The following is a 21,022-nucleotide window of genomic DNA, read 5'->3' on the forward strand; positions in this document are numbered from 1 at the left end:
CGGGGCCCGGTCCGTCATCTCCCTTGCGCGAGCCGCCGTTTGTCCGGCTTGCCGGCGGCCGTGAGCGGTACCTCTTCGATGACGGTGAACCGGGCCGGAGCGCATTCCCCGCCCACCCCCGCCGCCACCAGCGCCCGCAGTTCGGCGGGGTCCGGGGTGTGGCCGGACGCGGGCACGACGAACGCGTGGACGGCCTCGCCCGTACGGTCGTCCGGTACGGCCACGACGTATGCCTCGGCCACCGAGGGGTGGCTGGAGAGCAGCCGCTCGACGGGCCCGGCGTAGTACACGTTGGCGTTGACGATGATCACGTCCCGGGTACGTCCCGTGAGCCACAGCCGGCCTGACGCGTCGAGGTGGCCGAGGTCGCGGGTGCGCACCCATCCGTCCGAGAACACCTCGGCGGTCAGGGCGGGTTCCTGCCAGTAGCCATGGCTCTGGGCCGGGGTACGCGCGAAGATCTCGCCGTCGGTGCCGGGGCGGACCGGGTGGCCCGAGGCGTCGCGGATCTCCAGTTCCACGGGCGGCGTCCCGACAGAGCCCGGCGGCTCCTGCGGCGTGGCCATCGAGATCATGCCGGTCTCGGTCTGGCCGTAACCGTGGAAGACGACCGGGCCGAGCACTTCGGCGGCCTCCCGCATGCGCCCCGGTTCCAGCGGCGACCCCGAAACCATCAGGGCGCGCAGCGCACCGAGGTCCACCGGCGCCGCACGCTGCGCCGCCACGAGCCTCGTCAGCCGGGCGACCGTGATCACGCTGGCGGTCGCCCGGTGACGCACCAGGGCGTCCGGGAAGTCCGGAGGGTCGGCGGTGACGAGGGTGCCGCCGGCCGCGAGCGCCAGCAGCCCGTACTCCATCATCACTTGGCTGGCCAGGGTGCCGAACACCAGGAACCGGCCGAGGCGCCCGGCGAGTTCACGAACGGCCGGCGGCCAGGCTTCGGGCCGGTGCGCCCAGCCCGCGGTCATCGCCGCGTACGTCTGGGCGCACGCCTTGGGGAGGCCGGTGCTGCCGCTGGTGTGCAGGAGCCGGGCGGTGTCGCCGGGCCGGGCCAGGACTCGCGGCCGGACGCCGTCGTCCGTCGCCGCCAGCAGGTCGTCGAGCGCGAGGACCAGGCCGTTGCCGTGGTCACCGGCTCCGTGGGGCCGGTCGGTGACGGTCACTTCGACGTCCCGCACGAGGTGTTTGCGCTGCTCCTCGGTCAGGCCGGGCCGCACGCCGACGACCCGTGCGCCGACGACGTGGGCGGCGATGATCGCGGCGAACGCGTCGGGGCCGACGCCCAGGAGCATGGCCACGCCGTCGCCGGGTCCGATGCCGTGGCCGCGCAGGCCGTTCACCGCGCGCCGCACGGTGCCCAGGAGCCGGGTACCGGAGATCTCCGCGCCGGCATGCTCGAACACCGGCCGGTCGCCCGCCGCGTCGAGGATGTCCAGCACGGCGCCGGGAAACTGCTCAGTCAAGGCACTCCTTCACGAATTCGGTGAGCGGCCGGCGGTGGACCTCCGGCAGGTTCCAGTCGTTCTCCAGGTTCTCCGCCAGGTGGTGGGTACCGGCGAGCTGACCGTCCCGGTAGTGGCGGACGACGGGATGGAGGTACGTGGAGTCCATCGCGTGGTCCACGTCGTTCTCGACGACGCGCGGCACGCCCACGTCGAACGGGTCGGTCAGGTCGTGTTCGGCTCCGTACTCGAGGTCGACGACGAACCGGTGCGGGGCGGGTCCCAGACCTCCGTCGGTGACGTAGTCCAGCGGGACCTCCGCCTGGTACACCGCCCGGTCGCCGTCCACACCGACCACATCGCCGAGGAAGCCGAACTGCTGCCAGAGCGCGGACGAGCGGTTGACGCGGTCGATGACGGCGTCCGCGATCGCGTCCGGCGTCGCGGCGAGCGTCCGGGCCGGCCAGGGGGTGTCGAGGTGGCGGGCACGGAGAATGCGGTGCAGTGCTCTCACCGCGTAGCGGAAACCGTGGATGAAGCCGTTGGTGGACTTCTTGAAGTCCCGCTGCTGCATCAGCGTGCCAGCGAAGTAGAGGTCCGGCACGTTGACCGACTCGAATGACGAGGTCTGCTCGGGGAACCGGCCGTTGATGACGAGCGCCGGGCGGCAGGTCTCGTCGAAGACGGACGCGTCGAAGCGGAAGCCGGTGCAGAGGATGATCCGGTCGTAATGGAGCTCGCGCAACGGCTCGACGGTCCGTGCGTAGCGCAGCATGACCCGATAGCCACCGCTCTCCGTCTTCTCGATGCTCTCGACGGTGCCGTCGAGCACCGCGTTCTGCGACTTGAGCTGGTAGGTGTCCAGGAAGTTGTTGTTCACCGCGCGCAGGTGCCCGAGGTAGTGGGTCTTCCAGGCGAGCTTGACCGAGTGCGGACCGGCGACATGGATGACCGCCGCCTTCTCGATGAGGCCGTCGGCGGTTTCGAACGCGGAGTTCCCCTTGCCGATGATCAGCACGCGCTGGTTGGTGAAGGAGGCCGGGTCCGGGTCGAAGGTGTCGTAACGCTCGGCGAGTTCGGCTCCCGGGATGGGCGGCTCGTAGAGCCGGGAGATGCCCGTCGCCATGACGAGCCTCTTGGCCTGCCAGGTCCGTCCGTCACCGCCGCGCACGGTGAAGACGCCCTCCGCCCGGGTGACCCGGACGGCTTCCGCCCCGTACTCGACGCGCACGCCGGTACGGGCCGCGAAGTCGGCCAGGTAGCGCACCAGGTCGTCCGCCGGCGGGAAGTAGCGCTCGCTGTACCGGGTGAAGCGCAGCTCCGGGTCGTCGCTGAGCAGCGAGTTCCAGTCCATGCGCAGGTTGAGCTCCGGGTCGGTGAAGCCCGTGTTCACCTTGTTGGTGGATATCAGCTGGCGATGGCGGGGGTACCGGGTGAAGAAGGTCCCCGGTCCGCTCCCCCGCTCCAGGACGAGGTAGTCGCGCCCGTCGCGTTCGAGCAGAGCGGCGAGCTGAAGTCCGGCCGGTCCGGCCCCGATGATGAGATAGTCGCGCACCATGGGCCGGACGGTAGTGCTGCGAAATCAGAAGGCTCTGAGATTCGGTGGCTTTCTCCGGCGGTGGGGTGAGCCGCCCTCCTACCCGGGCTGCGCGGTGCGGCGGCAACGGGAACATCCGGGGTCGGGAGCTGCTGGTAAGGGTGCCGTCCAAGCCCTCGATGGGGCCGCGGCGGCACTCCTGCGCCGGTTCGCGGCTGTGAGTCGACTGCATCCGGACAGTCGCTCACGCGCCCGTCTGCGGCATCTGAGAAGCGGTGCTGACCTGGTGTTTTCCTGAGATCCATCTAGCCTGGGAGGTTCTGACCGACCTCATCGGAGGGGACGTCGTGAGTGAGGAAGACACCGGGTACGACGCCAGCCACATCCAGGTGTTGCAGGGGTGGGAAGCTGTCCGGCAGCGGCCGGGGATGTACATCGGCTCGACCAGTGAACTCGGCCTGCGGCAGATGGTGTTCGAGGCCGTGGGCCGGGCGGTGGACGAGGTTCTGGCCGGCCCTGCCGCCTCCGTCGACATCACCCTGACACCCGACGGCGGCGTGTGCGTCGCCGACGGCGGGACGGGCGTTCCCGTCTACGAGACGGAGGGCGCCGACGGTCCCGGGCTCGAAGCCCTGCTCACCCACGTGCAGGCCGGAGTGAGCACCAGAAGCCGCCACGAAGTCACGATCGGCTTCTGTAGCGTGGGGCTCGCCGTCGTCAATGCCCTGTCGCGCCGGATGACGGCCGAGGTGCGGCGCGAGGGAGTCCGATGGGTCCAGGAGATCTCGTTCCATGGACTGGAGGAGCGCTTCAGAGAACTGGCCTACCTGAACCGGGGCCTGGAAATCACGCTGACCGACCTGCGCCGCCCGGACGAGTCCCATTCCGTGCGGCTCCACTCCCCGGGCGGGACGCGGGACTTCGTCGACTTCCTCGACGGTCACACAGCGGCGCGCGCACCCGTGGAGACCATCGCCTTCGAACGAGACGACCCTCGGATGGCGGGGGAGATGGACATCGCCTTCCGCTGGTGCAGCTGCCCTGACGAGCGGGTTCGGAGCTTCGCCAACAGCCGGCCCACCATCGGCGGTACGCACATGGCGGGTTTCCGCAACGGGACGGCGGCCGCGGTCACCGCGTACGCGCGGGCGCAGGGGCTGCTGACGCCTACGGACCCCGACATCGGCGCCGATCGGATCGGCGCGGGCCTGACGGCGGTCGTGTCGGTGAAACTGGACCGCCCCGAGTTCGAGGGCGCCACGCGCGGCGTGCTGGGCAACTCCGAAGTGCGCGACCGTGTCGAGCGAGCCGTCCGGGATCACCTCGGCAGGTGGCTGAAGGAGGACCCGGAGCGGGCCGCAGCCGTCATCGACCGGATCGTCCGGGGTGCCCGCCGGGACTGACCGGCAACGAACCGCCCTGCTGGTTCATGAAGACGGGACCGGCAGGGCGTCAACCGCTGTGCCTGTTGCCCAAGGCCGATATCGGCGCAGAGCCTCCCGCCCTCCCGGAACGAAGGGCCATGCATCAGCGACCTGAAGCAGTGCGTCCACCGCCATCCAGTCGAGCCACCCGATCTCACCCGGGTCCGGCACCAGATCCTGTGGCAGAACGGCCTCGTGCACGCCGAACCAGACGGGACCGATCCCCGCCCGGCAGAGGAACTTGAACAGGAACCGCACCGGCACACGAACGCCCAGCTCTTCCGTCAGTTCGCGGACCGCTGCCTGCTCATACGACTCACCCACGTTTACGGCGCCACCGACCATCACGTCGTAGTAGCCGGGAAACCGGGACATCGTCTCGGCCCGTCGCAGCACCAGGATCCGCCCCTCACGATCACGGCAAATCGTCGTGGCAATGCGATGCGGCCGGTTCTCACGCACGGCGTCATCCCGGTCGACGACTCCCAACACGCGGTCGTACTCGTCGACATGCTCAACCATTTCACCCATGGAAGCAGCGTGCCAGGCCAGGCCTCGCTGAGGGGCGCATACGGCTCCGCGCCGCGGGTACCGGTCGGCGGCGCCCTCAGAAAGATGGACCGTCGGCCCCCGGACGGGCCGTCGGCGCGGGCGGTGGCGGGGGGTTTGTGTGCAGGAGGAGGGCCACGGCCTCGTCGACGCGGCCGAGGTCGATGAGGTGGCCGGCGAGTACGTGGCTGTTCCTGCGAGCGTGTCGCTGGAGGACGGCAACGGCTTCCTCTGTGCGCCCGGAATCGGCGAGGAGGCGGGCGATGTGCTCCGCCGCGTACCAGGTGTCGCCTTCCGGGTGGGCCAGCGCCTGTCGAACGGCCTCATCGACGCCGTCGCAGGCGGCGATCAGCGGCAGACGCATCCAGTACACGTCCCAATCCCTCTCGCCCCCGCGCCGGGCGTCGAGAGCGTCGAGATGGGCCAGCCCGTCGGCGGGGCGGCCCTGGTCGAGGTACAGCTCGGAGAGGGCGTGGAGGATCCAGTCGTCGCCGGGGTGGGCATCCGCCTGGCCGCGCATCACGGCGATCGCCTCCGTGCCCCGTCCGTGCCGGGCCAAGAGCCGCGCGAGCTCGTAAGCGGAGTTCGGGTCGTGGGCCGCGGGGCCGTCGGCCTGCCCGTAGACCGCGATCGCGCCCTCCAGCTCACCACCCTCCTCCAGCAGCTCCGCCAGCCGCCGCACGGCCTCTTCGTGTCCGTCCAGCGCGGCGTAGGCGCGCAGTTCCCCGACCCGGTCGTGCCGGGCCAGCAGGTCGGCGAGCTGGTCACGGTTGTTGACCGAGGTGATCTGTCGGCGGCGGAGGAGAGCGATGGCCTCGTCGGTGCGGCCCTGGCGCTCGCGGATCTCAGCGAGCAGGCCCAGCGCCGTATCGGAGTCGAGACCGCGGCAGCACCACGGGCCGTCGCAGCGGTGGCCGGCCCGGACTCGGCCGGCGAGCAGCGCGGCTGTCTCCTCGTCGCGGCCGGCGACAGAGGCGATGTCCACCACGGCAGTGGCGAGCAGCCAGTCGTCCACGTGTGGCACGAGCAGGTCGAACGCCTCGTCGGCGCGGCCGTGCCGGGCGAGCAGCCGTGCGTAGCCCTCCAAAGCGCTCGGGTGTCCGGCTTCCACGCGGGTCCGGGTGATTTCGATTGCCTCGTCGGGGCGACCCCAGCCCTCCAGCAATTCGGCCGTGGCGGCAGCAGCCGTCCACCAGCCCGTCGCCGCGTACGGTGCGAGCACCTGCAGCGCGTCGGCCTGACGTCCCTGGTCACCGAGTGCGCGTGCCCATGCGTGTGCGCAGAACCACTCGCCGCGCGCGGCCTGGTGCTCCACGACGTCGGCATGGCCTCGTTCGAGCAGTCGAGCGGCCAGCTCCGGCGGGATGCAGCCGGACCGCGTCCGGGCCCGATGGTCAAGATCAGCAGCGTCCACGGTCACGCACCATAGCGCCGGCCCTCGGTACGTGAACCGCCGCCCTACGGCCGCTGGTTCCTCCGCCCCCCACCCGTCTCGTCCGGGCCGTTCTCCGGGCGGCGCGTACGGGTGGGGGGTGACGTGCCGGCGGCAGCACGACCGGGCATGCGGCCCGGGCGACCGCGGCTTACCGCGCTCCAGTCCGGCCGGCGCCTGACTCGGTGGAGAGCAAGGCCTGCCGGGGGCGCCCCGGGGACGACCGGCTGCTTGCCCTGGCCGCCTCCGCGGGTCTGCCTCCCGCTCCGCGCGCTCGGCACGCACCGGGGCAGGGGCCGGGCGGCGGGCGGAGAGCCTCGGTCCGGGGCCGCAGGCCGTCGCGGACGCGGTTACGCCCCCTCTGTGAACGCGGTGGCGTGGTCGGCGGCCCACTGACGGAACGTTCGCGGCGCCCTTCCGAGGATGTCGGCCACCGCCGTGGTGACGTACGCGGGCTGTCCGACCGCCGCGCTCCACGCGGCGAGCAGCATGTCGACAACCGAGCCGGGTGCGGTGCCCTCCGACAGCCTTCGGAACTCGCCCGGCGTCGTCTCCTCGAATGTGACCCGGCGCCGGCCCCCCAGGACGTCACCGATGATCTCCACCTGGGCGGCTTGGGTCAGGGACTCGGGACCGGTGAGGACGTAGTCGGATGAGGCGTATCCGTCCTGGTGGAGCGTCCGCGCCGCGACGGCCGCGACGTCCCGGTCGTCGACCGGCGCGGTCTCGGCGGCGCCGTACGGCCACCGGACGGCTTCGGCGGCTCGGATCGCGGGCGCCCACCAGGCCAGCGAGTTCGACGCGAGCATCCCCGGCCGGATGATCGTCGACTCGAGTCCGGCGGCCGTGATGAGTCGCTCGATATCGGCGTGCAGCCCGGCCATGGGATTGGGCTGCTGGAAGAAGGGGTGCGGTGTCCGGTGCGGGGAGGAGAGGAACACGACCCGCCGCACGTGGGCTGCCAGCCGCTCGACGGCTGCCGCGGCGGCCCGGGGCGGGGCGGTCCACACGAGGAATACCGCACCGGCGCCCTTCAGCGCGGGATCGAGCGACTCGGGCACCGTGAGGTCACCGGTGAAGATCTCGACCTTCGACGGCAGTGTCGCCGCCGCTTCGGAACGACGCACGAGGGCCCGCACCGGCACGTCGGCGTCGAGAAGCTGGTCGATGACGAGGCGGCCTATGCGGCCCGTCGCCCCGGTGACGAGCACGGGAGGAATGTTGGTCTGCTGCATGGCACCCATCAAAACGTGACCGGGTTACAAATGCAACCCGGTCACGAATGTTACGCTGGCCGGATGAGCGAGCCGACGGGACTGCGGGCCCGTAAGAAGGAGCGGACGCGCGACGCCATCGGAGCCACGGCCGTCTCCCTGTTCCTGGAACACGGCTTCGACCGGGTTTCCGTCAACGACATCGCCGCGGCAGCCGAGATCTCCAAGCCGACCCTCTTCCGGTATTTCCCCACCAAGGAAGACCTGGTGCTGCACCGGTTCGCGGACCACCAGGGCGAGGCAGCGCGCGTCGTACGCGGCCGTGGGCCCGGCATCGAACCGGTGACGGCGCTGCACCGGCACTTCCGGACCGGCCTCGATCGGTACGACCCCGTCACCGGCCTCAACGACCACCCCGAGGTGGTGGCGTTCCATCGGCTGGTGTTCACCACACCCAGCCTGGCGGGACGGCTCACGCGGTATCAGGTCGAGGATGAGGAGGCGCTGGCGGACGCCCTCGGCGCGGGCATCCGGGCACACCTGCTGGCCGCCCAGGTACTCGCGGTCCAACGGGTACTCGCCCGGGCCAACTGGCAGAAGATCGCCGACGGTCGCACCGCCCATGACGTCCACCCCGAAGCCGTGGCCGATGCCGACCACGCCTACAGCCAACTGCCGTGACGGGCGGCACTGCCGGCCGATGACGAATCGCGCGGCGGCGGCGGCCGAGCGAGCATCGGCCCGCGGCCCGCAATGCCGTCGCGGCCCCAGCGGCCTGTCCCACCACGCACGAAGGGCATCCGAGCATGCGACGGTACGTTCTCACCGGCACACCAGGCGCGGGCAAGACATCGATTCTGCGGTGCCTGGCGGAGCAGGACTACGAGGTTGTCGAGGAAGCCGCCACCGCGGTCATCACACGAGCGCAGGCTCAGGGCGAGGACGAGCCGTGGGCACGGGCGTCCTTCATCGATGAGGTCGTCGATCTGCAGAGGCAACGGCAGTTGGGTGCCGCCACCACCGCCTCTGTCCAGGTGTTCGACCGTTCCCCGATCTGCACACACGCGCTCGCGACCTACCTGGGACGGCCGGTTTCCGATGCGCTGAAGGCAGAGATCCAGCGGATCACCGCCGAGGGGATCTACGAGCGGCAGGTGCTGTTCGTCCGCAATCTGGGGTTCTGTGAGCCCACCGGTGCTCGTCGGATCAGCTTCCGGGAGTCGCTGGAATTCGAGAAGACGCACGAGCAGAGCTACCGCGCCTTCGGCTTCGAACTCATCGACATCCCTGCCGGCGACCTCGCCGCCCGGGTCGCAGCGGTCAGCGCGGTGATCTCTCGGCCCGGCTCGTGAGCCCGGCTAGGGCGCGCGTTGCCGGCCGGAGTCACGTCGCGTAGGCCGTGTGGACGAGAGGCGCCACACGGGCCGGAGCCCGGGCCCAGAGGCCCGGGCTCCCCCGAGCAGCGGGGTGAGGACTCCTTCGAGCCGTTCACGGCTGCGCCCGAGTCATCTCCCTTCGAGTGCGGCCAGCTCCGCACGCAGCTTCTTGATTCCCTCCTCGGCAACCTCGTAGGCGCTCGGCACACCGGGAACCGGCTGATCCTCCTCGGGAATCCAGAATTTCCGCCTCGTCAGCCGCAGCGAATCGAGAAACGCCGGGATGGCGTTGAAGACCTCGATGAGCAGCGGACCCTCGTACGCGGGCAGGACCGGTTCGAGGAACTCCCGCCAGGGAATCCAGCTGTCCGCGACCTCGCCGCGATCGGGCGGGGACACCTGCACGTAGTGCAGGCGCCGCTGGTCGACGGCATCCTTGATGTCGCGCCGGTACGCATTCGGGCCGCTGCTGCCGAGGACTACGTGTGAGCTGTCCACGCACACGCCGATGTGCGGGCTGCTGACGCCGGCGAGGAAGTCCAGTACGTCGCGCACCATGTTCGGCGCCGGGGTCTCCCAGTGGTCGACGGGTTCGATGGCGACCTGGACGCCCCGCTCCGCCGCGTATGCGCCGAGCTGCTCGAAAAGCGGCTGCGCGACCTCGTACCGGGGCCGCAGCCAGTCCTGCAGCGCGTCACTCCACAACGGCTTGCCGTTGAGGGTGGGGAAGACGTTGTACGGGAACAGGACGGGGCCCGCCATGATCCTGCCGCGCAGGGCCGCGGTGATGTCCACCCGTGACTTGAGGTAGACGAGGGCTGCCTCGCGTTCTTCGGCGATCAGCGAGGTGGGGTCGTAGGCCGGCGTGGTGGCGACGTTGGTGGTCAGGCCCACGTCTGCCAGGCCGGCCGCGTCGAGGGCCTCCCTGAGCTTCTTGTAGCGGGGCACGTCCGCTTGGGGATCGCCCGCGTCGTTCGGGAAGACGGGCATGTCGAAGCCCGCGTATCCGAAGCTCTGCAGCTTCTTCATGTGCCGGACGACGACCTTGGTGTACTCGGGGTCGTCCGGGTGCAGGTTGACGGTGAACATGAAGAAGCTGAGGTAGATGTCGCGCGCGCTCATCGCTACCACCCCAGGGTTTCGGTGAGGTAGGCGCGGGCCATCTTGGCGTGCTTCAGCGGGCATGCCTGCGCCGGGTCCTGCTCGGCCTCGACGACCAGCCATCCCTCGAAGCCGGCGTTCCCCAGCGTGGTGAGGATGGGCCTGAAGTCGATCATCCCTTGCGGGTCTCCGGGCACGGTGAAGACGCCCTCCCGGATGCCCTCCTCGAAGGACAGGTTGCCGCTCTTCACCTTCTCGGCCACCGACTGGCGGACGTTCTTGAGGTGGACGTGCTTGATTCGCCCCTTGTGCCTCTCCGCGGTCTCGAGCGGATCATCGCCCGCGAGCTGGAGATGACCGGTGTCGAACAGCAGATGCACGTGCTCCTCGTTGGTACCCGTCATCAACCTGTCGATGTCCTGGGCCGACTGCACACCGGTGCCCATGTGATGGTGGTAGCAGAGCCGCATCCCACCCTCCGCGGCGAGCTTCCCGATTTCGTTGAGCCCGCTGGTCAGGAGATCCCATTCGGCCTCGGTGAAGTGGGGGCGGTGCTTGAAGACGGGGATGGGCTGCAGATGGGAGGACTTCCCGAACTCCGCGACCACGATGTCCTGGCCGCCCACCTCCTTGAGGAACTCCAGCCGCTCCTTGAAATTCGCAATGGTGCGGTCTTTCTCACCGATGGAGAAATAGGTGCTCACCCAGGGCTCGGACACCTTCAGGCCGCGCAGGTCGAGCGCTTCCTTCAGGGCTACGGCACTCTTCGGGTACTTGTGCCCGATGCTGCAGCCCTGGAAGCCCGCGAGCGCCATCTCACTCACGCATTGCTCGAACGGGACTCCGATGTCGATCAGCGGAAAGTCGTCGTTCCACCACAGGGTCGGCGTCACGCCGAGTGAAACCTTGTCGGGGCCCAGGTTCGGGACGGTGCTGGTCATTGCATTTCCTTCGCTCAGTGGTTTTCGAACGTGGGCGGATTGGCCCAGGACCCGTAGCCCGGCGCCTTCGCGCCGGCCGGATGGGCGCCGATCGCCCGCCACAGCAGGCCCTCGGTGTAGGCGTCGGGGGAGACGACGAACAGGGGTGTGCGGTCGTCGCTGTCCCCCGCGCGGACTCCCCCGGCGTTCCGCGGTCCGTTCGCGCCCTGCCGGGGCAGGCTGTCCTCCGGCTGGCTGTCGTCCGGAACGGCGGGCTTCGCTCCGCTCCGTCCCGGCGCCGTCCACGCCGCCACGTCCACGCGTCCCGTCAGTTCCGGGCCGTACCAGACGCCGACGTACCAGAGTTTGATGATGCTCTTCACCACCGGATCGGTGGGGGCGGAGGGATCGGACGAGATCGCTTTCCGGAGCGCCTCCAGCCCTTCTTGATCCACGACCGTTTCGTAGTACGCCTCCGCCTGACCTGTCCCCCACAGGTCGAACTCGCTGAATCCGGTGACAGCGGCAGAGAACTTCACGAATGCGCGCAGTTCCTCTTCTTCGGTCGCTGTTTGCGTCATGATGTTTCCTCCTTCGGCGGTCTAGATCTCGAATGTCGGGCCGGCGTGCACGCCCGGATCGCCGGTGAGTGGGTTGCGGATGAGCCGGTTCATGCTGTCGCGAATACGGAACATCTCCCAGACCGCCTTGAGCAGCAGGTCGGGCTGACCGTTGTACGCCAGGTTGATACTGGTCAGGAAGTTGCCGTAGGAGTGGTTGAATTCCTCGGCCGCCGCCCGGATTTCCGGGTCGCCTGCGAGATCCGCCAGCTTGACGTCCGGCTTCACCGGATAGACGGCACTCCAGTCGACGTTCAGTTCCGGGCCGGTGGGCTCGTCCGGCTCGTCGCCCTTCTGGTAATACCGCCCTTTCTTCAGTTGCTGGAACCTGTAGTAGTGGGCGATTTCGTCCTGACTGTCGTAGATGCCGCCGTGCAGCCCTTCGCCCTGCTCCGCGACGAGGGTGAGCGCCGCGACCGCACTGTCTCGCCCCGTCACCACGACCACGTCCCCGCCACCCGAGTAGAAGTACTCGGGGGTCACCTGACGCGCGGGATCGCCGGTGAAAATGGTGCTCCCCGCCTGACGGGCCTGGTCCTCCAGGTGGTTGATGCCCCGGATGATCTCCTCGTAGAACTCACCGATGCTCAGGAAGCGCTGGGTGGGTTCTCCGGGGACGAGGCCGAGGACCGTGCCGGACTCCTCGAGCTCCGCCAGCCTTTCCGACGACGGCGGCGCGCCGTTGGGGGCGAGTCCGAGGGCGGCCCAGTCCATCGGGACGAACCTCTCGTCCTCCCTGGCCGCCTGGGCGGGCCTCTCGATGTTCAGAAACGTGTCGAGAGCATCGGGTGAGAACGGCAGCAGATGCACCTCGAAGTAGTTGGGACCGCATGGGAGCCGCGTCGGATAGTTCGGCACGAAGCCGGACTTGGTGAGGTCCGGGGTGCCGCCCACCGCGTTCAGAACGTTGGCGACCAGGGTGAGGTGCAGCATCTCCTCGACGGCCACGACCCTGATGACGTGCCAGGCGTCCGAGTTCTTCCCCGGCTGCAACGAGTAGAGGGCGGTCAGGTAGGGCGGGAGCGTCGCGTGCTCCAACTGAAGCCCCTTGTAGAGGTATTCGCGCAGCTCTTCAATGGTCTGGATCTTGGATGTCTGGGACTGTTCCGGTACTGAAACGGACATGTTCCCCCAATCGTGGGCGGTGGCGGGTGGAGAAGGTGGCGCGTTCGGGCCGTCGGCCGGCTAGCTCCGGATGGTGGCCGGCGCCTTGGCGGCGCGGAGGTACCTGGCGATGTGGGTCGAGCTGCGAAAGGCGAGCGCCGCCATGGTCAAGCTGATGTTGGACGTGCCGATCGAGGGCAGGCTGCCCGGCCCGACGAGGTAGAGGTTGTCGTGGTCCCACGACTGCTGGGTGTGGTCCACCACCGAGTTCGCCGGGTCGGTGCCCATGATGTGGGTGCCCGCGAGGTGGTTGCCGCCCACGATGTTGTACCACTGGCCGTCATGTTCGACGGCGCTGTAGCGGTTCTTGTCGTACGCGGTCCGGTCTTCGGCTCCGAGCCTTTCGAAGATGTCGGTCGCGAGCTTCCGGGCGAACGCGGCACCCCGCATGGTGTAGGGCGGGATCTTGAGCGACACGACCGGCTTCAGGTTGCCGATGGCATCCCTGTAACGGTCGTCCACGGTCACCGCGTTGCTCGTGTCGGGCAGCAGGTCGATCATGAAGGCCAGCAGAAGCTGCCGCGAGACCTCGTTGCCGAGCGTCCGTCGCAGGTTGGCCCCGCTGAGGCCGCGCTTGTCGACGAGTTCGACCAGGTCCGTGTACGGGGAGCCGGTCGCCCATCCCCAGCCGTCGTTGTGGATGTCCACACCGAATCCCGCCTGGGTGCTGCGGAACCGTCCGCCGCGCAGGTCGGTGATTCCGCTGGTGCAGGACGTGCCGCGCATCGTGCCGGCGGGCTCGGGCAGCAGACCCCACGTCAGCAGGTACGCGTGGTCCATCAGGTTGCGGCCGATGAGCTTGCTGCGGCTCATCCGCTGCATGTCGGAAGCCAGCATGAGACGGGCGTTCTCGATGGCGTGCGCGCAGAGGACGTAGACGGCGCCCTTCACCGTGTACGTCTCGTAACTGTCCGAGTCGAGTGACTGGTAGTTCTTGATGGTGATCCCGGTCACCCGTTGGTTCGACTCGTTGACCTCGACCTTGGACGCGACCGCTTGCGTCACGATCTTGACGTTGCCCCTCCGCAGCGCCTTGGTCAGCGTCTTGCCCGCGTGGTACTTGGCCTGCACGGGGCAGATCGGGACGCAGTTGGTGTTGCCCTGGCAGCGCTCGCCCTCTTCCACCTGGTTCGTGCTCACCGCGCCGACCGGGACGAACCCCTTGCCACCGTCGTACGCGGCGTTCGGCACGCCGTTGCGGGCCTGAGGGAAGCTCCGCACCTGGAGGGTGTAATCGTCGTCCGCCAGGTTGACCCGCATGCCGTTTACGCCCTGGGCGACCGTCTGGTCGAGGTAGGACGGCGGCATGCGGTGCATCGGGAACACGTATCCCTCGGGGAAATGCATTCCCAGATATGCCTGGTCCTCGACTTCGGCCGCGACACCCAGTTCGGCCTCGGCCTGTCGGTAGTACGGTTCCAGATCGTCGTAGCCGAGCGGCCAGTTCAGCCCCTGGCCGTACTTGGTCCGGAGATCGAAGTCCTCAGGAAGCATGCGCAGCGCTTTTCCCTCCCAATGCATGGAGGTGCCGCCGAGGACTCGGGTAAAGGTGGTGTCCGTGCAGTACTTGTCCTGTTGCACGAGGTAGAAGTCGTCCCGGGGGGTGTCCGGCTGCACCGGCATGGTGTCGGTGCTCCTGGGCATCCGGGCATTCGGGTTGAACGGATACGGTGACTGATTGTCTTTGATCACCGCGCCGTAGAACCGCGACAGGTACGACTCGTACTCGGCGAGGTCCAGGTCCTTGCCCGGGCCGGCTTCGACGATCAGCACCTGGTAGCCCGCCTGGCTCAGCTGCTCGGCAACGATGGAGCCTGCCATACCGCCGCCGACGATCACGGCGTCCCACTCACCTCTCGCGGCCTCTGCGGCGCTGGTCTCCGTCGCCGCACCCGCTGGAAATACCACCGGGCCCCTGTCGTCGAAAGACGTCATCGATATCCCTTGTCGTGTCTGGGGGTGACCTCACCCCGATTTCGGGCCGAACAGCCCGGTGGCACATCCCGCCAGTCGCGTATCTCGCCATACGGGGGAGCCATCCTGCGATTCGCGATGGACCGCACCCGACGCCGCTCGCTGATCCGCCGAGGGCCACGGCAACGGCCTCGGCACGAGGCTTGCATATGACGTCGTCATTCGCTCCACCACGGCTGGGATCTCCCAGGCAAACCCATCGATCGGGCGTAATCAGTGTTTCGAAGACAACTCCGCTGGTTGACAAGTCAGTTGAACCTAAGAGCTCTCAGCCGGGGGCCTTGTGCGCTTGTCCATCCTTCGGCCCGCCCACGAAGGCCGCGTCCGCGCCGCGACGGTGGGAGCGCGCCCCCTCTACATCACCGAAACATTGATGTACCGTCCACTCACATGCGCACCCGACTTGTTCTCGCGTGGGCCTCAGCCGTGACGGCCGCCTTCTCGGCCGCGGTCGCGGCCGGCCCCGTGGCAGCTGCGCCGGCCGGTCGCGCGTCCCTGGCGCCGACGGCCCGCTGCCCGCGGCTCTCCGGCGGACTTCCCTGGTACGGCGACAACCGGGCCCGGCTGCAGCGCGTGATCGACGAGCGCGGCACCTGCCACGGCAGGGGCGGTCCGCGTCCGGTCGCGGCGTTCGACTGGGACAACACCATCACCAAGAACGACGTCACCGATGCCACCATCAGCTGGTCCCTGCGGCACGACAAGATCCTTCGGCCCGCCAGCTGGAAGGACACCAGCAAGTGGCTGACCGGCACCGCGGACAAGGCTCTCACCGATGCCTGCGGCACCGGGGTGGCGGTGGGAGCACCCCTGCCCACGTCCACCAACGCCCGCTGCGCCGACGAGATCCTGCAGATCCGTGAAGACGGCAGGACGATGAGCGGCGAGGCCGCCTTCGCCGGACAGTGGGACCACCGGCGTACCGTGCCCCAGTACGCGTGGGTGCCACAGCTGTTCGCCGGACACACCGTCCCGGAACTCCGCGCCTACACCGAGGCCGCCCGCGCGGAGGCCCTCGCCGCGCCCGTCGGTGCGACCCGAACCGTCGGCACCCATGTGCTGCCCGCCTACGTGCGGTACTACGAACAGCAGCGCGACCTGGTCCGTACGCTCCAGAAGGCCGGGTTCGACGTGTGGATCGTCTCGGCGGGTTCCGAGCCGGTGACCGAGGTGTGGTCGCGCGGCATCGGAATCGACCGCGCGCACACCGTCGCCATCCGGTCCGTACTCGACGGCGAGGGCCGCATCACGACCAGCAACGCGGGCTGCGGCGGCGTGGGCGCCACCCGGGGCGAGGTGATCCCGTACATCGACGGCAAGCGGTGCTGGATCAACCAGGAGATCTACGGAATCAAGGGCCGGGCTGCCTGGGACCGGCAGGCTCCCCCTCGGCGGATCGCGCTCGGCGGGGGTGACGCCGACACCGATGTGACATTCGTCGGCGATGCCACGGGAGCGCATCTGGTGCTCAACCGCAACAAGGGCGAGGTGATGTGCCGCGCCTACGACAACGCCGACGGCCGCTGGGTCGTGAACCCCATGTTCATCGAGCCGCTGCCCCGAAGGACCACGGCCTATCCCTGTGCGACGGCCGCCTACACCGAGCCCGACGGCACCCCCGGCCCCGTGCGGCGCGGCGACGGCGGTGTCGTACCGGACCAGTGGGACACCGTGTACTGACGCGACTCGGAAGTATGCCGCGCGCCGAAAGCCCCGCCGGAGCAGGGTGTTCCCTGCTCCGGCGGGGTCCGGCCGTCCGGGCCGTGCCTCAGCGGCGCTCGGCCGGGACCGGTGCCGTGCGCAACGCCTTGGGGATCAGGCGAAGTTCACGTCGCTGCACCACATGTACGCCTGGTCGAGGTGGGATGCCTGCCAGATCACGAACATGATGTGATGTCCGGAGTATCCGGAGGTCTGAACGGGGAACGTGATGTCCTGCGCCGGCGCGTAGCTGCCGGTCTGCGTGATGAAGTCGAGGTTGCCCCAGCCCAGGGTCTGGGTCTTGGGGTCGAAGCCCTGCTTGCTCACGTAGACCTTGAAGTAGTCGGCACCGTGGGACGCCTGATCGCGCAGGTGGACCGAGAAGTTGTCGCCGACCGTGGTGGTCTTCCACGCCCCCGGCTTGTCCAGGCTGGCGTTCCGGGACAGGTTGTTGCTGCAGAGCGTGCCGTCGGGGGTCTTGGCCTGGAACTGGCCGCCGAGGCCGTCGCGCAGAGCGCTCATCCAGTTCCACATGGTGTCACTGTTGGCCTGCCACGCCTGCCAGCACATGGGGTCCTGCGTCTGCATGGCCGGGTCCATGTGGTGGCTGCCCCAGGTCTGCCAGCACTGGTACGCGCGGCTGGCGGGGTCGACGATCGTGCCGTGCGCCTGGGCGGGGGCCGACCAGGTCAGCGCGCCGGCGACGACGGCGAACAGCATGGCGAGCGTCTGGAGAGGGCGGCGAAGGTACGACCTCGAACGCCCGGTTAACCGAAACTTGTTGGACATGTGGGGGGAACTCCTTCCAGTGGCAAGGCTGTGATGGGAGCGCTCCCAACGGTACGACTTTCGCCGGACATGTCAATGAAACAATCAAGTCGATCACTCGGCACCGCGTCGGTTCGCGCTCTTGCGAATCCGGAGCAGCACGGGAGACTGCCTTCACTGCCCAGCCGTCCGGGCCCCGGTAGCACCACGCCGGACCGGTCGGTGCGGGCCGTATCAGATCGGTCCACCGTCACTCCCCCGAGATGAGGTCTCATGAACCGGAACCGAGCCGCCGTCCGCGCCGTCGCCACGATCGCTTTATCCGCCGGTCTCGTCGCCGGCCCTGTGGCCGCCGCTTCCGCCGCCGCCCCCGCCGTCGAGGCGAAGGCGCGCGTCGGGGCCGACTGGGAGACGCAGTCGATCGTCTTCACGGCCGCTGCGGGGCAGACCAACGACCTCAGCATCTACCCGATGTACACGAGCGACGGAATCCGCCGGATCGGCTTCAGGGACGTGGTCCCGCTGGAACCCGGCGAACACTGCGCGCACGCCGGCGCCGAGGACACCACCGCCGTCGTCTGCGAACTGCCCGCCGACAGCGCGCGGCCCGACAGGATCGACGTCTTCCTCGGCGACGGCGACGACACGATCGCCGCCTTCACGCCCGGAATGAACATCGTCAGCGGCGGCGCGGGCGACGACGAACTGCACGCCCACACCGCCCGCACGGTCCTGGGCGGCACCGGGGACGACATGGTCATGGGGCCCGGCACGCTGCTCGGCGGCGACGGCATGGACCACCTGATGGGTGACGCCGGGAACCAGCGGATGTGGGGCGGCCGGGGCGACGACATGATCGAGGGCTACGGCGGTGACGACACCGTGTACGCCGGCCCCGGCGACGACCATGTCATGGGCGGGGACGGCCGGGACACCCTCCTCGGCGGCTCCGGCGACGACACGGTGCACGGTGAAGGCGGCGACGACTTCGTCTGGGGCGGCACCGGGAAGGACGTCCTCGACGGCGGGGACGGCCGCGACGTCGTCCTTCCGTAACCGCCGCTCCCCTGAAGAGATCAGCTCTCGGAAAAGGGCGCGGGGGCGCATGCCCGCTGGGGAGGGGCGGAACCGGAGTTCCTTCCCCTCCCCAGCGGCTGTTGCGCAACCGATCCGCGGTTCGGCGGAGCGGGCGCGTGCGGCGGTCGGGCCGCCGCCGGCCGATCAGACCTGGAACCCCGTGGCCTTCACGTCCTCGACCTTGCGGACCTTGATCTCCATGCGATTCACCTCCTCGTGGCTGGATGACGTCCCCCGGGCCGGCGGTGCGCCGCGCCGGGGTGGACCGGTACCCGCGGGGTCTCAGCTCCTCGTCGTGAGGCGCCGTGCGCGCTCACGGACCGAGAGGACCGCGGGAAGAACAAAGGGGGCCAGACAGACGGCGGTGCACAGCAGCGCCCACCAGAACTGTCCGGTGGCCGGTCCCGCGGTGAGCCGGTCGGCGGCCCAGCGCAGCACCTCCCAGGCGGAGGGCGCCAGGAACAGCCCCGCCCAGACCAGGGTCAGCGCGGCCCCGAAGAACCGCACCCAGCGGAACCAGCGCCCCGCCCGGACGTCGGCCGGATGCGCGTCGGCCAGCTCGGCCGCCCCCGCGGCGTCCAGGCGGCCGACGGCTCTTCGGAGCATCAGGGTCGACACCCGCCACAGGTTGCGGCAGCCCAGTGCGTTGACCAGCACCGCGTACAGGTCGGTGCGCAGGAACACCATGCACTGCCAGAGCATCGCGGTGAGCTTCACGTAGATCCAGGTGGCGAGGACCGCGTCGAGCTGATCCGGCGCCGCCCACGCTCCGGTGTCGATGAGCAGGCGCGCCGTCAGCGGCACGGCGAGCAGCACCGTGTCAAGGGCGAGACCGGCCAGCAGCGGCCCGTACCGCTTGCGTTTCGGCACGGTCCACAGCTGGGTCAGGTCGGTCTCGAAGACCAGCAGGAACCCCATGCGCCGGTCCATGCCGAACCTGGCCCCCAGGCCGAGGGCGCGGGCGGCGAACCAGTGCCCGAGCTCGTGGATCGCCGTCGCGGCCGTGGCCAGCGGGATGAGGATCAGGCTGCCGAGGCCGATGTCGTCCACGACGAACGCGTCGGTGGCCGGATCGGGGAAGAGGCCGGGCCGGGACGCGAACACGACCAGGGCCAGCACCGCGCACGCGGCGTAGCAGCTCCACGCCACCCGGCCGAAGAAGGGCCGCGCGATCTCCTGGCGGACGCCGTCCAGCCACCGCCCGCCCTGGACCGGCGCCGAGCGGACCGGTGTGCCCTGCTGTCCCTCGTCGAGGAAGCCGAGCTCGCGCAGGGTTTCCACGAAGGACGGCACGTCGACCGGCTGACCGGCGAACTCCTCGGCCTCGGCAGCGGCCTCGGCGATCGTGGCCCCGCGCAGCAGCGCCTCGATGACCACACCGCCGACCTTCGGAATGGCGACGAACTGTCCCGTGCCCGGGTCGCCCACCAGGACCTCGTCCTCCCCCTCGGGCACCAGGCTCAGCGGTCGCAGCCGCACGGTCGTCCGCGGCGATCCGTCCACCCCGGTCATATGGCGGCCACCCGTGCCGGGGCCAGCGCGCACACCGGGCAGTCCGGCACGTCGGGGAACGGCACCCGGCTCGCCGCCAGGCCCTCCCGCAGATCGAGCCGGACCCGGGCGCCGGCGGCCAGCGGCTCCTGGAAGCCGGTGAGATAGCGCAGGCCCTCCAGAGCGATCAGCGAGCCGATCTGCATGGCCACCGGGCCGATGAGCGGGTTCGTCGTCCGCATGCCGTGCACGAGGTCCTCGGCGGCCGCCGCGCCGGTGCCCTCCTCCGGTTGCCGCGCGAACTCGCACGCCAGGCAGGCGCTCTCCCCCGGATCGACGGACATGTACGAGAGCAGTGTGCGGGTCGCGCCGCCGACGACCAGGGGCACACCGGCCCGGACGGCGGCCTCGTTCACCCACAGGCCGGCGTCGGGATGGCCGTCCAGGCCGCCCACGATCAGATCGGTCCCGTCGGTGAGATCGGCGAGGTCGTCGGGGCCCGCGACCCAGCGGTCGACGGTGCGCACCTCGATGTCCGGGTCGTACGCCCGCACCCAGGCGGCGGCCCGCTCGACCTTCGAGCGGCCGATGTCCTCGTGCTTGTACAGGAACTGCCGGGCGAAGTTGCGGGTCTCGACGCGGTCGTGGTCCAGCAGGGTCAGCCGGCCGACGCCGAGACCCGCCAGGCACTGCACCAGCGAGGAACCGCCGCCGCCCACGCCGAGCACCAGGACGTGCGCCTCGCGGACCCGGCGCAGATAGTCGGTGCGGTGCCGGTCGAGGTCCGAGAAGGTGCCGAAGAACGTCAGGTTGGAGAAGTGCCGTTCGTCCACCGCCGGATCGCCGGTGAACCGGCCCTCGGCCCGTTCGACCAGCCCCAGCGCCGCGAGCCCCTTCAGTCCCCCGTCGAGTTCCTGGCCGGTCACCTCGACGCCCCGGGCGCCGAGCGCCGCGCGCAGCGCGCCGACGTCGCGGGGCCCCTCGCGCAGGACGGAGAGAAGTGCCTCGACCTTTCCCTCGGGGTCCTCCAGAGTGATCGACTCACGGGGGTCGAAGACGACGATCAGGTCCTCCCCCACCGTTTGCCAGGAGCACTCCTTGAGCGCGACACGCATCAACCCACTCGCTTTCGGCCTCAGCGGACCCCGGACCCCCCAGGGCATGGCCGCAACTTAACTGTCCGCGGCTGAACTTCCGCTTTGACGGCGCTTTGGGGCATGCCGGAGGCAGGC

At 69.6% G+C, this 21,022-nt stretch carries 18 protein-coding genes; 5 read left to right on the forward strand and 13 right to left on the reverse strand.

Translation table 11 applies throughout. The features are described 5' to 3' along the window. Window positions 1-14 precede the first annotated feature (14 nt). Both FKN01_RS04435 and FKN01_RS04440 read right to left on the reverse strand, forming a co-directional pair. A complete protein-coding gene (locus tag FKN01_RS04435; RefSeq protein ID WP_143616568.1) occupies window positions 15-1,463 on the reverse strand; it encodes a class I adenylate-forming enzyme family protein in 1,449 nt (482 codons plus the stop codon). Further along, window positions 1,456-3,000 (reverse strand): NAD(P)-binding domain-containing protein, encoded by a 1,545-nt coding sequence (locus FKN01_RS04440; RefSeq protein WP_143616570.1) that lies wholly within the window; start codon window positions 2,998-3,000, stop codon window positions 1,456-1,458. Before FKN01_RS04440 ends, FKN01_RS04435 begins: the two co-directional genes overlap by 8 nt. A gap of 326 nt (window positions 3,001-3,326) precedes the next feature. On the opposite strand from FKN01_RS04440, the gene FKN01_RS04445 reads away from it, so the two are divergent. Beyond that, window positions 3,327-4,382 carry an ATP-binding protein gene (locus FKN01_RS04445; protein ID WP_185992740.1) on the forward strand — a complete coding sequence of 352 codons (1,056 nt, stop codon included), beginning with the start codon at window positions 3,327-3,329 and terminating at the stop codon, window positions 4,380-4,382. A gap of 24 nt (window positions 4,383-4,406) precedes the next feature. On the opposite strand, the gene FKN01_RS04450 is transcribed toward FKN01_RS04445, so the two are convergent. The 3 genes from FKN01_RS04450 to FKN01_RS04460 all read right to left on the reverse strand — a co-directional run bounded on the left by FKN01_RS04450 (window position 4,407) and on the right by FKN01_RS04460 (window position 7,619). After that, window positions 4,407-4,934, reverse strand: coding sequence for an NUDIX hydrolase (locus FKN01_RS04450; protein ID WP_143616572.1), 528 nt, complete (start codon window positions 4,932-4,934; stop codon window positions 4,407-4,409). 76 nt (window positions 4,935-5,010) lie between these two features. After that, complete coding sequence (locus tag FKN01_RS04455) at window positions 5,011-6,366, reverse strand: lipopolysaccharide assembly protein LapB (protein ID WP_143616574.1); 1,356 nt, start codon at window positions 6,364-6,366, stop codon at window positions 5,011-5,013. Between the two features lie 368 nt (window positions 6,367-6,734). Next, complete coding sequence (locus tag FKN01_RS04460; protein ID WP_260696764.1) at window positions 6,735-7,619, reverse strand: NAD(P)H-binding protein; 885 nt, start codon at window positions 7,617-7,619, stop codon at window positions 6,735-6,737. A 63-nt stretch (window positions 7,620-7,682) separates the two neighbouring features. On the opposite strand from FKN01_RS04460, the gene FKN01_RS04465 reads away from it, so the two are divergent. Both FKN01_RS04465 and FKN01_RS04470 read left to right on the forward strand, forming a co-directional pair. After that, window positions 7,683-8,279 (forward strand): TetR/AcrR family transcriptional regulator, encoded by a 597-nt coding sequence (locus FKN01_RS04465; RefSeq protein ID WP_143616576.1) that lies wholly within the window; start codon window positions 7,683-7,685, stop codon window positions 8,277-8,279. 125 nt (window positions 8,280-8,404) lie between these two features. Then, complete coding sequence (locus FKN01_RS04470) at window positions 8,405-8,950, forward strand: ATP-binding protein (RefSeq protein ID WP_143616578.1); 546 nt, start codon at window positions 8,405-8,407, stop codon at window positions 8,948-8,950. A 153-nt stretch (window positions 8,951-9,103) separates the two neighbouring features. Here the strand turns inward: FKN01_RS04470 and FKN01_RS04475 are convergent, their stop codons facing one another. Genes FKN01_RS04475 through FKN01_RS04495 form a run of 5 tightly spaced genes read right to left on the reverse strand, consistent with a single transcriptional unit; the run spans window position 9,104 to window position 14,714 of the window. Further along, window positions 9,104-10,096 (reverse strand): sugar phosphate isomerase/epimerase, encoded by a 993-nt coding sequence (locus tag FKN01_RS04475; protein ID WP_221939351.1) that lies wholly within the window; start codon window positions 10,094-10,096, stop codon window positions 9,104-9,106. Between the two features lie 2 nt (window positions 10,097-10,098). Further along, window positions 10,099-11,016, reverse strand: coding sequence for a myo-inosose-2 dehydratase (gene iolE / locus FKN01_RS04480; RefSeq protein WP_143616580.1), 918 nt, complete (start codon window positions 11,014-11,016; stop codon window positions 10,099-10,101). A gap of 14 nt (window positions 11,017-11,030) precedes the next feature. Then, entirely contained in the window at window positions 11,031-11,576 is a 546-nt protein-coding gene (locus tag FKN01_RS04485) for a hypothetical protein (protein WP_143616582.1), read from the reverse strand. A 21-nt stretch (window positions 11,577-11,597) separates the two neighbouring features. Beyond that, the gene (locus FKN01_RS04490; protein ID WP_143616584.1) at window positions 11,598-12,740 is read right to left on the reverse strand and encodes a ferritin-like protein; all 1,143 of its coding nucleotides are present in this window, start codon (window positions 12,738-12,740) and stop codon (window positions 11,598-11,600) included. Window positions 12,741-12,800: 60 nt separating this feature from the next. Further along, window positions 12,801-14,714: a GMC family oxidoreductase gene (locus FKN01_RS04495; protein ID WP_143616586.1), complete on the reverse strand. Its 1,914-nt coding sequence runs from the start codon at window positions 14,712-14,714 to the stop codon at window positions 12,801-12,803. 429 nt (window positions 14,715-15,143) lie between these two features. Between FKN01_RS04495 and FKN01_RS04500 the strand changes: the two genes are divergently transcribed. After that, entirely contained in the window at window positions 15,144-16,433 is a 1,290-nt protein-coding gene (locus tag FKN01_RS04500) for a haloacid dehalogenase-like hydrolase (protein WP_398931005.1), read from the forward strand. Window positions 16,434-16,568: 135 nt separating this feature from the next. Here the strand turns inward: FKN01_RS04500 and FKN01_RS04505 are convergent, their stop codons facing one another. Then, complete coding sequence (locus FKN01_RS04505) at window positions 16,569-17,174, reverse strand: lytic polysaccharide monooxygenase (protein ID WP_143616816.1); 606 nt, start codon at window positions 17,172-17,174, stop codon at window positions 16,569-16,571. A 321-nt stretch (window positions 17,175-17,495) separates the two neighbouring features. Here FKN01_RS04505 and FKN01_RS04510 point away from each other — a divergent pair, with 321 nt between their 5' ends. Then, entirely contained in the window at window positions 17,496-18,278 is a 783-nt protein-coding gene (locus tag FKN01_RS04510; protein WP_143616588.1) for a calcium-binding protein, read from the forward strand. Window positions 18,279-18,581: 303 nt separating this feature from the next. Here the strand turns inward: FKN01_RS04510 and FKN01_RS04515 are convergent, their stop codons facing one another. Both FKN01_RS04515 and FKN01_RS04520 read right to left on the reverse strand, forming a co-directional pair. Next, on the reverse strand, window positions 18,582-19,811 hold the full coding sequence (locus FKN01_RS04515) for a hypothetical protein (protein ID WP_143616590.1): 1,230 nt from the start codon (window positions 19,809-19,811) through the stop codon (window positions 18,582-18,584). Continuing rightward, complete coding sequence (locus FKN01_RS04520) at window positions 19,808-20,905, reverse strand: ThiF family adenylyltransferase (RefSeq protein WP_143616592.1); 1,098 nt, start codon at window positions 20,903-20,905, stop codon at window positions 19,808-19,810. The genes FKN01_RS04515 and FKN01_RS04520 overlap by 4 nt, the downstream gene beginning before the upstream one ends. Window positions 20,906-21,022: the final 117 nt, after the last annotated feature.

The sequence above is a fragment of the Streptomyces sp. 130 genome, from assembly GCF_007096885.1.
In the GTDB taxonomy this organism is placed as follows: Bacteria; Actinomycetota; Actinomycetes; order Streptomycetales; family Streptomycetaceae; genus Streptomyces.

Excerpts from the sequence above, each read along its gene's own strand:
- FKN01_RS04510 (WP_143616588.1), top strand. The coding sequence starts at position 17,496 with ATGAACCGGAACCGAGCCGCCGTCCGCGCCGTCGCCACGATCGCTTTA.
- FKN01_RS04460 (WP_260696764.1), bottom strand. The coding sequence starts at position 7,619 with ATGCAGCAGACCAACATTCCTCCCGTGCTCGTCACCGGGGCGACGGGC.
- FKN01_RS04520 (WP_143616592.1), bottom strand. The coding sequence starts at position 20,905 with ATGCGTGTCGCGCTCAAGGAGTGCTCCTGGCAAACGGTGGGGGAGGAC.
- FKN01_RS04450 (WP_143616572.1), bottom strand. The coding sequence starts at position 4,934 with ATGGGTGAAATGGTTGAGCATGTCGACGAGTACGACCGCGTGTTGGGA.
- FKN01_RS04515 (WP_143616590.1), bottom strand. The coding sequence starts at position 19,811 with ATGACCGGGGTGGACGGATCGCCGCGGACGACCGTGCGGCTGCGACCG.
- FKN01_RS04470 (WP_143616578.1), top strand. The coding sequence starts at position 8,405 with ATGCGACGGTACGTTCTCACCGGCACACCAGGCGCGGGCAAGACATCG.
- FKN01_RS04490 (WP_143616584.1), bottom strand. The coding sequence starts at position 12,740 with ATGTCCGTTTCAGTACCGGAACAGTCCCAGACATCCAAGATCCAGACC.
- FKN01_RS04465 (WP_143616576.1), top strand. The coding sequence starts at position 7,683 with ATGAGCGAGCCGACGGGACTGCGGGCCCGTAAGAAGGAGCGGACGCGC.
- FKN01_RS04475 (WP_221939351.1), bottom strand. The coding sequence starts at position 10,096 with ATGAGCGCGCGCGACATCTACCTCAGCTTCTTCATGTTCACCGTCAAC.
- FKN01_RS04485 (WP_143616582.1), bottom strand. The coding sequence starts at position 11,576 with ATGACGCAAACAGCGACCGAAGAAGAGGAACTGCGCGCATTCGTGAAG.
- FKN01_RS04505 (WP_143616816.1), bottom strand. The coding sequence starts at position 17,174 with ATGCTGTTCGCCGTCGTCGCCGGCGCGCTGACCTGGTCGGCCCCCGCC.
- iolE (WP_143616580.1), bottom strand. The coding sequence starts at position 11,016 with ATGACCAGCACCGTCCCGAACCTGGGCCCCGACAAGGTTTCACTCGGC.
- FKN01_RS04495 (WP_143616586.1), bottom strand. The coding sequence starts at position 14,714 with ATGACGTCTTTCGACGACAGGGGCCCGGTGGTATTTCCAGCGGGTGCG.
- FKN01_RS04440 (WP_143616570.1), bottom strand. The coding sequence starts at position 3,000 with ATGGTGCGCGACTATCTCATCATCGGGGCCGGACCGGCCGGACTTCAG.
- FKN01_RS04500 (WP_398931005.1), top strand. The coding sequence starts at position 15,144 with ATGCGCACCCGACTTGTTCTCGCGTGGGCCTCAGCCGTGACGGCCGCC.